Source organism: Rhodococcus sp. B50, assembly GCF_013602415.1.
GTDB lineage: Bacteria > Actinomycetota > Actinomycetes > Mycobacteriales > Mycobacteriaceae > Rhodococcus.
The window spans coordinates 11505-25288 of the sequence record NZ_WPAG02000002.1; the positions used below are offsets into that span (position 1 = coordinate 11505).

The 13784-nt window shown below is 70.3% G+C and carries 1 protein-coding gene; it reads left to right on the forward strand.

What is annotated here, in order from left to right:
• Positions 1-45 precede the first annotated feature (45 nt).
• A complete protein-coding gene (locus tag GON09_RS00320; RefSeq protein WP_213934192.1) occupies positions 46-13752 on the forward strand; it encodes a non-ribosomal peptide synthetase in 13707 nt (4568 codons plus the stop codon).
• The last annotated feature ends 32 nt before the right edge of the window (positions 13753-13784 follow it).

A 13784-nucleotide genomic window follows, 5' to 3' on the forward strand; every position in this document is an offset into this window, starting at 1 on the left:
GTGAGTGAAGCCTTGCGTAAGGTCGGCGAGCAGCAGGGAGACGGAGTGAAGGTCGGGGACCCCGACGACACCCGTCCCGCGGCAGCCGAGCGGCGACGGCCTCGCCGGCGGCCCGAGCGTCGCGGAGCCCGGGCAGCACTGCTTCCGCAGCTCCTCGCGGCGGCCGTCGAACGCGACCCGTCCGCGACCGCGGTGGTCGAGGACGAGCGCTCGCTCACCTACGCCGAGCTCGACGAGGCGTCCTCGCGGCTCGCGCGGTATCTGATCGGCCTCGGTATCGGTCCCGAGGACGTCGTCGCCCTCGCGATCGTCCGGTCGGTCGAATCCGTGCTCGCCACGTGGGCGGTCGCGAAGACCGGTGCCGCCTTCGTGCCCGTCGACCCGAACTATCCCGCCGACCGGGTCGAGCACATGACGGTCGACTCCGGCGCGGCGCTCGGCCTGACCCTCACCCGTACCGAGGCGGCGCTGCCCGTCACGACCCGGTGGATCGCGCTCGACGACCCCGCGATCGAGCAGCAGCTCGCGGACCTTCCGTCCGAGCCTGTCTCGTTCGACGAACGGGTGCGGACGCTGCGGGTCGAGAACACGGCCTACATCATCTACACCTCGGGATCGACGGGACGGCCGAAGGGCGTCGTCGTCACCCATTCGGGGCTGGGCAACTTCTGCGCCGAGCAGGTGGAGCGGTACGCCCTGACCTCCGCGTCGCGCACCCTTCACTTCGCGTCACCGAGCTTCGACGCCTCGATCCTCGAACTGTTGCTGGCGATCGGCGCCTCGTCGACGATGGTGATCGCCCCGACCTCCGTGTACGGCGGTGAGGAGTTCGCCGATCTTGTTGTGCGACAAGGAGTCACGCACGCTTTCGTCACCCCCTCCGCCCTGGCCTCGGTCGACCCGGCGGGCCTGGGCGTGCTCGACTGCATCGTCGTCGGCGGGGAGGCGTGCCCGCCGGACCTCGTGACGCGATGGGCGCCGGGCCGCCGGTTCTTCAACGGATACGGCCCCACGGAAACGACCATCATGACGAACATCTCGGATCCGCTGGTTCCGGGTGAGCAGGTCACGATCGGTGCTCCCATCCGCAACACCACCGCGCACGTGCTGGATTCGCGGCTGCACGCGGTTCCGGCCGGAGTGACGGGCGAGCTCTATCTGTCGGGACCGGGCGTGGCCCGCGGATACCACCGCCGGGCGGAGCTGACCGCCTCCCGATTCGTCGCAGCACCGGGCGGCACGCGCATGTACCGCACGGGAGACCTCGTCCGCGGTCCCCGCGACGCCGAGTCCCCGATCGTCTACATCGGACGGAACGACTTCCAGGTCAAGGTCCGCGGCTTCCGCATCGAACTCGGCGAGATCGACGCCGTGCTGGCCTCCTCGCCTGCAGTGGATTTCGCGGCGACGCTGGCGCGCACCGGCCCGTCAGGGCAGGCGCAGCTCATCGCGTACGTCCACGCCGCCCCCGGCGCGACCGTCGACTCGCAGGAATTGTCGGCCCTCGCCGCGGAACGGCTTCCGGCCCACATGGTTCCCTCGGCCATCGTGTCGATCGACGAGATCCCCCTCTCGCCCACCGGCAAACTCGATCGCGACGCGCTTCCGGATCCGGGGCCGATCGTCACCGAATTCCGGGCGCCGCGGACGGGCACCGAGCTCGCGATCGCTGCGGTGTTCGCCGACGTGCTCGGGCTCGCGACCGAACAGGTCGGCCTCGACGACGACTTCTTCGATCTCGGTGGCAACTCGCTGGTCGCCACCCGCGTGGCGGCGCGGCTGAGCGAGCGCCTCGGCGTGCGGGTGCCCGCCCGCCTGCTGTTCGAGGGCTCGACGGTCGCCGCGCTCGCAGCCCTGGTCGAACCCCTCGCCGGCGACGACCGGATCCCCCTCGTGGCAGGCCCCCGCCCCGAGACGATCCCGCTGTCGCTCGCCCAGCAGCGCATGTGGTTCCTGAGCCGGTTCGACACCGCCTCGGCCGCGAACAACATCCCCGTCGCGCTGCGTCTGCGCGGGAAGCTCGACACCGATGCGCTCGGCGCCGCCGTCGCCGACCTCGTCGAACGCCACGAGACGCTGCGGACCGTCTACCCGGACCACGACGGCGTGGGCAGTCAGCTGATCCTGCCCGCCTCGCAGGCGACACCGGCGCTGCGTGCCGAGGTCGTCACGGAGGCCGAGGTACAGAGCCGCGTGGTGCGCGCGGTGACCACCGGCTTCGACGTCACCGCCGAGGTGCCGCTGCGCCTCGAACTGCTGCGCATCACGCGTGACGACGCCTCCGGAGCCACCGGCGACGACGAGCATGTCCTGATCATCGTCGTCCACCACATCGCCGCCGACGGCACCTCGATCGAACCGTTCGTGCGCGACCTCGTCACCGCCTACCTCGCCCGCGCGAACGGCGCTGCGCCCGGCTGGGAACCGTTGGCGGTGCACTACGCGGACTACACCCTGTGGCAGCGGGCCGTCCTGGGCGACGAGGACGATCCGGATTCGCCGGTCTCGCAGGAGATCGCCTACTGGACATCCGTACTCGCCGATCTGCCGGATCGCCTCGACCTGCCCACCGATCGGCCCCGCCCGGTCGAGGCCTCGGGTCGCGGCGCCACCGTCGAATTCGAGATCGACGCCGTCCTGCACGAGGCCGTGGTCGAACTCGGGCGGGCCGCGGGGTGCTCACCGTTCATGGTCGTGCACGCCGCCTTCGCGATTCTGCTGTCCCGGATCTCGGGTGCGAACGACATCGCCATCGGCACGCCGGTCGCAGGGCGCGGTGAGCAGGTCCTCGAGGATCTCATCGGCATGTTCGTCAACACGCTCGTGCTGCGGACATCCGTCACCCCGGAGCGGACGTTCGCCGACGTCCTGCGCGAGGTCCGCGCCTCGGACATCGACGCTTTCGCCCACGCCGAGCTACCTTTCGAGCGCCTCGTCGAGATTCTCGACCCGGTCCGGTCCGCCGGTCACCATCCGCTCTTCCAGGTGGCCCTGTTCTTCCAGAACATGGAGCAGCCCGAACTCGCCTTGCCCGGGCTGGAGGTCGAGCCGGTGGACCTCGGCGGCAGCATCGCCAAGTTCGACCTGCAGCTCACCGTCGGACCTCGGGAGATCGAGGGCCGTCCCGCCGGAATGGGTGCCCAGTTCACCTACGCGAGCGATCTTTTCGACGAGTCGACGGTGCAGTCTCTCGCAACGCGTCTCGTGACCGTCCTCGACGCGCTCACCGGCGACGTCGACGCGGTCGTCGGCGACGTCGAGCTGCTGTCCCCGCCGGAGCGGCATGCGCTCACCGTCGAGGTGAACGCCACCGAGCGCCCGATCGCCCCGCAGACACTGCTGTCGCGGTACCGGGCGCAGGTCGCCGCGACACCGGACGTCACCGCCGTCGTCTTCGGCGACGACTCGCTCACCTACGCGGAGTTCGATGCGAGGGTCAATCGCCTGGCCCGGCATCTGATCTCGGTCGGTGTCGGTCCCGAATCGCTGGTTGCGCTGGGGATCCGGCGCTCGATCGATCTGGTCGTCGCCATGTACGCGGTCGTCGCGGCGGGTGGTGCCTACGTGCCGCTCGACCCCGACCATCCGGCCGACCGGATCGGGCACATCCTCGACACCGCACGACCGGTGTGTGTGCTGAGCACCGGCACCGATGCCGGCGACCTTCCCGAGGGCGTCGACATCATCCTCGTCGACGGTCCGGACCTGCCGGAATACCCGGCCGGCCCCGTGCGTGAGGATGAACTGCGGGGCACCGTCCGGGGCACGTCGCCGGCCTACGTGATCTTCACGTCCGGGTCCACCGGACGCCCGAAGGGTGTGTCGGTGCCGCACGAAGCGATCGTCAACCAGCTCGAGTGGATGGCGGCGGAATACGACATCTCCGCCCGGGACGTGTACCTGCAGAAGACCGCCACGACCTTCGACGTGTCGCTGTGGGGCTATTTCCTGCCGCTGCGGACCGGGGGGACGCTCGTCGTCGCGACGCACGACGGGCACCGCGACCCGGCCTACGTGGCCGAGGCGATCGTCCGGTACGGCGTCACACTCACCGACTTCGTCCCGTCGATGCTCACCGTCTTCGCGGCGCACGCCCCGGCCGGTGTTCGCGCGAGCCTGCGTCACGTCTTTGTGATCGGTGAGGCGCTCCCGCCGGAGACGGTGACGGCCTTCCGGCGTCTCGCCGACGCGGCGGTCCACAACCTCTACGGCCCCACCGAGGCCGCGGTCTCGGCCACCTACTGGCCCGCCGAGGGCGGCGACCATTCCGTGCCGATCGGCGTTCCCGAAGCGAACGTGCAGGTGTACGTGCTGGATTCGCGTCTGCGGCCCACGCCGGTGGGAACGCCGGGCGAACTCTATCTCGGTGGGGTGCAGCTCGCTCGCGGCTACGAGAAGCGTCCCGACCTGACATCCGACCGGTTCGTCGCGAGCCCCCTCGGGGCGCGGGGAAGCCGCATGTACCGCACCGGCGACCTGGTGCGGTGGCGCCGCACCGACGACGGTGCACTCGTCCTGGACTATCTGGGCCGCACCGACTTCCAGGTCAAGTTCCGCGGTCAGCGTATCGAGCTCGGCGAGATCGAGACCGCTCTGCTCGGGTGCCCGGAAGTGAGCCAGGCCGTCGCGCTCGTCGTGCCCACTCCCACCGGCGAGCAGCTGGTCGCCTACGTCGTGCCGGCGCCCGGGCACAGCGTCGAGAAGACGGCGCTCCTCGACGCCGTGCGCAGCGTCCTGCCGTCGTACATGGTGCCGTCGGCGGTCGTCGTGCTCGACGCGTTCCCGCTCAACACGAGCGGCAAGCTCGACCGTAAGGCCCTGCCGGAACCCGTCTTCGAGGTTCGCGAATTCCGCGCTCCCCGAACGCCGATCGAGGAGATCGTCGCGAACGTCTACGCCGACGTCCTCGGTGTCGACCGGGTCGGACGCGACGACCACTTCTTCGACCTCGGCGGCAACTCGCTCGTTGCCACGCAGGTCGCCGCGCGTCTCGGTGCCGCGCTCGGCACGCGGGTCGCGGTGCGGTCGCTCTTCGAGCATCCCGTCGTCGAATCCCTCGCCGCCCACATCGAGTCGTCGGCGGCCGGTGCCGCAGCCGTCCCGCTCACGGCCCGCACCCGGCCCGATCACGTGCCGCTGTCGCTGGCGCAGCAGCGGATGTGGTTCCTCAACCGGTTCGAACCGGACTCGGCGGTGAACAACCTGCCGCTCGTGATCCGGCTGCGCGGATCGCTCGATCTCGACGCGTTGCGCGGCGCAGTCGGCGACGTGGTGCTGCGGCACGAATCCCTGCGGACCGTCTACCCGGAGACCGACGGCATCGCCCACCAGGTCGTCCTCCCGGCGTCCTCGGTGGTTCCCGCCGTGGAGCTGTCCGAAGTGGATCCCGGCGACGTCCTGACGCAGGTCGCGGCGATCCTCGACACCGGCTTCGACGTCACGGCGGAGGTTCCGCTGCGGATCCGGCTGTTGCGGGTCGCCGCCGACGATCACGTCCTCGTCGTGGTGCTCCATCACATCAGCGGCGACGGCTTCTCGATGGGCCCGCTCGCCCGCGATGTCATGGTGGCCTACAGTGCCAGAACCGAAGGACTGCAGCCGAACTGGGCGCCGCTTCCGGTCCAGTACGCCGACTACACGCTGTGGCAGAGGGAGGTGCTCGGTTCCGAGGACGACCCGGACGCGCCGATCTCCCGCCAGCTCGCCTACTGGCGCGACGCGCTGAAGGGCATCCCGGAGCAGATCGATCTGCCCGCCGACCGTCCGCGACCCGCCGTCGCCTCGGGCCGCGGTGCGAATACCGCCGTGGCGATCGATGCGCAGACGCACGCGGCGCTCGAACATCTCGCGCGCGACCGCGGCGCGTCGTTGTTCATGGTGTTCCACAGCGCCCTGGCGGCCGTCCTCGCGCGACTGTCGGGGACCGAGGACATCGTCGTCGGCGCCCCCATCGCCGGACGCGGCGAGCAGCTGCTCGACGACATGATAGGTATGTTCGTCAACACGCTCGTGCTGCGCAGCGAGGTGCGTCCCTCCGACACCTTCGCCGACCTCCTCGGCCGGGTCCGCGAGAGCGATCTCGGGGCATTCGGACACGCCGACCTGCCGTTCGAGCGGCTCGTGGAGGTGCTCGACCCGGAACGGTCGCAGGCACGCCACCCGCTGTTCCAGGTCGCGCTGACCTTCCAGAATCTCGGACGGTCCCGATTCGAACTGCCCGGCCTGGCCGTCGAAGCGTTCGACGTTCCCGTCGCCCATGCCAAGTTCGACCTGCAGGTCACCGTCGTCGAGAGGTTCGACGCCGACGGCGCTCCCGGTGGTCTCGACGTCGTGCTGACCTACGCCGTCGATCTGTTCGACGAGGCGACGATGCGCCGGTTCGGCGACCGCCTCGGCCGGATGCTCACGGCCGCGGCGACGAATCCCGAGGCCGTGATCGGCGATGTGTCACTGCTCGATCCGGCCGAACGCCGCGAGGTGCTCGAGGCATGGAACGAGCCCGGAGCCCGCGCCGCCGATGTCACGCTCGTGGACCGCTTCCGCGAAGCCGCCGAAGCGCATCCGGATTCGGTTGCCGTGACCTTCGGTGACCGGCAGCTCACCTACGCCGAACTGTCCGCACGGGTCAACCGTCTCGCGCGCGAACTCGTCGACCGCGGTGTCCGCCCCGACACCCTCGTCGGCGTCGCGTTGCCGCGCACGGAGGAACTCGTCGTCGCGCTGCTCGCGGTGCAGCAGGCCGGTGGCGGTTACCTGCCGATCGACCTCACCTATCCGGCCGAGCGCCTCGCGTTCATGCTCGCCGACGCGGCACCGGTCTGCGTGCTCGTGGCGGGGGAGTCCGGATCGCTGCCCGCGACCGACGTCCCGGTGATCGATCTCGACCGGCTCGATCTCTCGACGCGGTCGGCCGACCCGATCTCCGACGAGGAGCGCGTGGCACCGCCGCGCAGCGACAATCTCGCGTACGTCATCTACACCTCCGGCTCCACGGGCCGGCCCAAGGGTGTGCAGATCCCGCACCGCACGGTGCTCGAGCTGTTCGAGAACACCGCGCCCGCATTCGGATTCGACGCCGACGACGTGTGGACTCTGTTCCACTCCTACGCCTTCGACTTCTCCGTGTGGGAACTGTGGGGCCCGCTGCTCCACGGCGGACGGCTCGTGGTCGTCGACTACCACACCTCGCGCTCCCCGGAGGATTTCCACGCCCTTCTGCGGCGCGAGCGGGTCACCGTGCTCAACCAGACCCCCTCGGCGTTCTACCAGCTCGCCGAGGCGGACGCCGTCGTGGCAGAGCAGGATCCCGACGCACAGCCGCTGTCCCTGCGGTACGTCGTGTTCGGCGGAGAGGCACTGGATCTGCGTCGCCTGGCCGGCTGGTATCGGCGGCACGGGGATTCAGGGCGAGCGCCGCGCCTGGTCAACATGTACGGCATCACCGAGACCACCGTGCACGTCTCGCATCTCGAACTGTCCTCCGCCGACGTCGACAACCCGGCGAGCACCGTCGGCCGCGCGATCCCCGGCCTCGGCATCTACGTGCTCGACGCCCGTCTGCAGCCCGTCCCGGTGGGCGTACCCGGTGAGATCTACGTCCGCGGCGGCCAGCTCGCACGCGGTTATCTCGGTCGTGCCGAGCTGACGTCCGGACGGTTCGTCGCCGATCCCTACGGTGCGCCGGGCTCCCGCATGTACCGCACCGGTGACGTCGCCCGATGGAACGCGCGCGGTCACCTCGAATACGCCGGTCGCAGCGACCTGCAGGTACAGCTGCGCGGCTTCCGCATCGAACTCGGCGAGATCGAGGCAGCACTGACCGGTGTGGAGGGTGTCGCGCACGCCGTCGCATCCGTGTGGTCGGACGAGAACACCGGGGAGAAGCTGGTCGGTTACGTCGTCCCGCGTGCCGGACACACCGTTGCCCCGTCCGAGGTGCTCGAGCGGGTCGGTGAATTCCTTACCGGCTACATGGTTCCCGACGCGGTGCTCGTGCTCGACGCGCTGCCGCTGACTCCGAACGGCAAACTCGACCGCAGGTCGCTGCCCGCCCCCGTGTTCACCAGCGACCGGGAGTTCCGGGCGCCGCGGACACCGATCGAGCAGACCATCGCCGAGGTCTTCGCTGACGTGCTCGGCCTCGAGCAGGTCGGGCTCGACGATTCGTTCTTCGCGCTCGGCGGCGACAGCATCGTATCGATCCAACTGGTGTCCCGGGCGAAAGCCCGCGGTGTCGTGTTCACCCCGCGCGAGGTGTTCGAGCAGCGCACGGTGGCAGGACTCGCCGAGGTGGCGCGCGCCGGAACGGGATCCGAGCCGGTGTTGCGTGAACTCGAGGGGGGTGGGGTCGGCGAGATCCCGCTCACCCCGATCGTGCGGTACATGGTCGAACGCGGCGGCGGTTTCGACCGGTACACCCAGACCATCGCACTCGAACTGCCGGCCGGCATCGACCGCAGCGACGTCGTGGCGACCGTCGCCGCCGTGGTGGATCGGCACGACATGCTCCGGGCAACCTTGCGGGACAACGGTTCCGGTGAGTCGGTGCTGTCCACCTCCGCGCCGGGAAGTATCGACGTCGACGCCCTCGTGACCCGGGTGGAGGTCCCTGCGGATGCGGGCGACGACGAGTGGGTCGCGATCGCCGCGCGCGAACTCGACGCTGCAGAGGGGCGTCTCGCTCCGTCGCAGGGCATCGTCACACAGTTCGTCTGGCTCGATCCCGCTGCCGAGGCGACGCGTACCGGGCGGCTGATCGTCGTGGCGCACCACCTCGTCGTCGATGGGGTGTCGTGGCGGATCCTGGTGCCCGACTTCGTCACCGCGTGGGCTCAGATCAGCCACGGACAGCGACCCGCACTCCAGCCCGTCGGCACGTCGTTCCGCACCTGGGCACACGCTCTCGTCGACGGCGCGTCCGGCCGCACGGCGGAGCTGCCGCTGTGGTCCTCGGTCCTCGAAGGACCCGACCCGCTGCTCGGCGACCGCCCGTTCGACCCGTCGGTCGACCTGGCATCGACGGTCGTGAAGGTGCCGGTCCGGGTCGACGCGGCGACCACCGAGACACTGCTGACCACCCTGCCCGAGCTCTACCACGGCTCGGTCAACGACGTGCTGCTCACGGGTCTCGCACTGGCCCTGGCCGAGTGGCGTCGGGCGCGGGGCACGGACGTGCGGTCGGCACTGATCCGTCTCGAGGGTCACGGCCGCGAGGAGGACGTCGTCCCGGGCTCGGACCTCTCGCGCACCGTCGGCTGGTTCACGACGATGTTCCCCGTGCGGCTCGACCTGTCCGACGTCGACCTCGACGACGCGGCGGCCGGTGGTGCGAGTGCGGGTGCGGCGCTGAAGGCGGTCAAGGAGGATCTCCGCCGCGTCCCCGACAAGGGCATCGGCTACGGCCTGCTCCGGTACTGCAACCCCGAGACGTCCGCTCGTCTCGCCACGACGCCCGCCGGGCAGATCAGCTTCAACTATCTCGGTCGGCTCGACGCCGGTGAGGTCTCGACCGACCGGGTGCCGGAACTCGGGTGGCTGCCCGCCGGCGACCTCGGGGACCTGTCCGGAACCGATGATCCCGACGCACCGGCCCTCGCGGCCGTCGACATCAACGCCGTCGTCCTCGGAGGCGAACTCGGAGCGAACTTCGGGTACGCGTCCGGGCTGCTCGACCGCGCCGACGTCGAGGACCTCGCACAGCGCTGGGTGCGTGCACTCGAAGCCCTCGCCGCGCACGTCACGCGCCCGGAGGCCGGGGGACGGACCCCGTCCGACCTGTCGCTGGTCGACGTCACCCAACGCGACATCGACCTGTGGGAGTCGCGGTACTCCGGCGCCGACGACGCGTGGCCGCTCGCTCCGCTCCAGGCCGGACTGCTCTACCACGCACACCTGGCGGAGGGGCACTCCGACGTCTACAACACGCAGGTGCTCGTGCACCTTGCGGGAGTGGTCGACGCGCAGCGACTGCGCGCGGCGGCGGGTGCCCTGCTCGAGCGCTACCCGAACCTCCGCGCGGCGTTCGTGGCGAGCGAATCGGGTCTCCCCGTACAGGTCGTCGTCGACGACGTCGTCCTGCCGTGGCGCGAACTCGACATCCGGAGCGACGACCCCGCGGCACTCGCCGAGGTGCTACGGGCGGAACAGGCCGTCGCCTTCGACATGGCCGAGCCGCCGCTGATCCGCTTCGTCCTGGTCCGCACCGGGGACGACGGTTGGACCCTCGCGGTCACGAGCCACCACATCCTTCTCGACGGCTGGTCGATGCCGCTGCTGATGAAGGACCTGCTGGTGCTCTACGCGACGCGGGGCGACGCGGACGTCCTCGGCCGGGCACCGTCCTATCGCGCGTATCTCGAATGGCTCGCGCGTCGTGACCACGAGGCTTCCGTGCAGGCGTGGATCCGCTCGCTCGACGGGATCGAGGAACCCACCCTGCTGGCGGGGGGGAACACCGACGACACCGGCGGCACACCGGCCGAGCATCGGATCGACCTCGGTCGTGAACGGTCCGACGGTCTCACGGACACGGCCTCGCGGCTCGGTGTCACGGTCAACACCGTGCTCCAGGGCGCATGGGCGGTGCTCCTGGCCCGGACGACCGACCGCGACGACGTCGTGTTCGGTACCACCGTGTCGGGGCGGCCCGCGGACCTTCCGGGTGTCGAGTCGATGGTCGGGCTCTTCATCAACACCCTTCCAGTGCGAGTGCGCCTCGGCACCACCGACACCGGGCACGATCTGCTCCGCCGCATCCAGGGTGAGCAGGCCGAACTGCTCGATCACCATCACGTCGGGCTCGCCGAGATCCAGCAACGCACCGGCACGGGGGCGCTGTTCGACACGCTGCTCGTGTACGAGTCCTATCCGGTCGACCGGAGCGGAATCGAGGCCGCGGGATCGATCGACGGACTCGTCGTCGCCGGCGTCAACGCCCGGGACGCGACGCACTACCCGCTGACCGTCGTCGTCACCTCCGACGACGCGTTGACCCTCGCGTTCAAGTACCGCAGCGACATCCTGGACGCGGCGGACGTGGAGGAGCTCGCCACCAGGTACGTCCGGATCCTCGATGCACTCGTCGCCGCTCCCGAGTCCCCGGTGGACTCCCTGCCGTATCTCGACGCGGTCGAGATCGAGGACCTCACGGACCGGTGGGGCGGACCGGCGCTGCCCGCGGTGCCGCTCGGCGATCTGCTGGCGGCCACGGCCGCCCACAACCCCGACGGCGTCGCGGTCGTCCACGCAGGACGCTCGCTCACCTATGCCGAACTCGACGCCCGGTCGTCGCGACTGGCGCGGCTGCTCGTCGGCCGGGGGATCGGGACGGAGGACGTGGTCGCGCTGGGACTGACCCGTTCGTTCGACTCGATCACCGCCGTGTGGGCGGTCGCCCGGGCCGGAGCCGCCTACGTGCCGGTCGACCCGAACTATCCGGCCGACCGTGTCGCCCACATGATCTCCGACTCGGGGGCGGTCCTCGGTCTCACCCTCTCGACCGAGCGGGACCGCCTGCCCGGCGACGTGCAGTGGATCGACCTGACCGATCCGTCCACGCTCGCGGAGCTGGAAGCGCTGTCCGACGAACCGTTCGCCGCGCACGAACGGCTCCGTCCGGTGCGGGCGGGCAACGTCGCCTACGTCATCTACACGTCGGGGTCCACGGGTCTACCGAAGGGCGTCGTGGTGTCGAACTCCGGGTTGGCGAACTTCGCTGCGGCGCAACGTGAGCACTACGGACTGGACACCGGTACGCGTGCGCTGCACTTCGCGTCGCCGAGTTTCGACGCCTCCGTCCTCGAATTGCTCCTCGCGGTGGGCGGGGGTGGAACCCTCGTGATCGCATCCCCGGGGATCTACGGAGGCAGCGATCTCGCCGAGCTGATCCGGTCGGAAGGTGTGACGCACGCGTTCATCACCTCCGCGGCGGTCGCCACCCTCGATCCGGAGGGGCTCGACGGGCTCCGGGTACTCGCCGCCGGCGGCGAGGCCGTGCCACCGGAACTGGTGGCGCGCTGGGCGCCCGGACGGGCGTTCCACAATGTCTACGGTCCGACGGAGACCACGATCGTGACCACGATCAGCGAACCGCTGGCACCGGGGGATCCGATCACGATCGGAGGACCGATCCGGGGTGTCCGCGCGCTCGTGCTCGACAAGCGTCTCCGCCCGGTGCCGGTCGGAGTGCCCGGCGAGCTGTACATGTCCGGAGTGCAGACGGCACGCGGATACCACCGCAGGCCGGGGCTCACGGCGGAGCGCTTCGTCGCCGATCCGTTCGGGTCCGGTGGACGTCTCTACCGCACCGGCGACGTGGTCCGGTGGACCGGCGACGGGAAGATCGCCTATGTGGGACGGTCGGACTTCCAGGTGAAGGTGCGCGGATTCCGCATCGAACTCGACGAGATCGACGCCGTCCTGCGGCGCGAGCCGAGCGTGGACTTCGCCGTCACCGTCGCCCGCAGGTACGACACCGGCGGTGTTCGCCTGATCTCGTACGTGACCGCCACGGCCGGCCACGTCGTCGACCCGGAGGACCTGCTGCGCGCAGCCACCCGAGCTCTACCGCAGCACATGGTGCCCGCCGACCTCGTCGTGCTCGACGCCGTGCCGCTGACACACGTCGGAAAGCTCGATCGCGCAGCGTTGCCGGACCCGGAGACACGGACCCGTCCGTACCGTGCTCCGCGCACCGGCCTCGAACGGGTCGTCGCGCGGGTGTACGCCGACGCCCTCGACGTGGAACAGGTCGGTCTCGACGACGACTTCTTCGATCTCGGTGGCAACTCCCTTGTGGCCACCCAGGTGGTCGCGAGGCTGCGCGACGAGACCGGACTCCAGGTGCGCGTCCCGTGGCTGCTCGAGACGCCGGCTGTCGAATCGCTCGCGTCGCGGCTCGCCGAGGCCGTGAACGGAACCGGTACCGAGCCCGTCGAGGGTGGGGACGCCGGTTCGGCCGTGCTCGTGACGCTGCGACCGGGTGACGCGACGGCGCCGGTGTTCTGCTTCCACCCGATGATCGGGTTGGCCTGGCCGTACGCGCCGCTCGCGGCGCGACTCGCGACGAGCAGTGCCGTGTACGGGGTGCAGACCCCGGCGCTGAGCGAACCCGGCTTCACCGCGGCCTCGCTCACCGATCTCGCGCGGAGGTACACGGACGAGATCGTTGCCGCCGCGCCCGACAGCCGGTACCGCCTGATCGGGTGGTCGCTCGGCGGTGTGCTCGCCCACGCCGTCGCGGTCGAGTTGCAGGCGCGCGGGTTGCAGGTCGAGGACCTCGCCCTGATCGACAGCATCCCGCGGATCGACACCGACCGGTTCGCGGCCGAGCTCTCGGAGAACCTGCGTGCCTTCGGCGTCTCCGTGGACACCACCGCACTCGACGGCGGTCTTCCGCACGAAGCCGCGGAATCGCTGGTCCGCGCGATGCCGGACGGCCTGATCGACCTGGATGTGGAGCGGGTGCAGGGCATCTTCGCCGCGGCCGTCACTTCGCCCGAGCTGATCAACGCCCACGAACCGGAGCTGTTCTCCGGCGACATGGAATTCTTCAGCGCGACGGAGGATCACCCGACGGAGGCGGACGCCGCCGATCTGTGGAGGCCGTTCGTGTCGGGTCGTGTCCGGACGCGGTTCGTGCCGGGGGCGCACGGGGAGATGATGGATCCTTCCGCCATCGACATCATCGCCCCGGCGCTCGACGCCGCCACACGGGTGGTCGCCGAAAGTGGTGGAGACCGTCGGTCACGGTAATGTGCACGAACGATTCGTCGATACACGTTGTG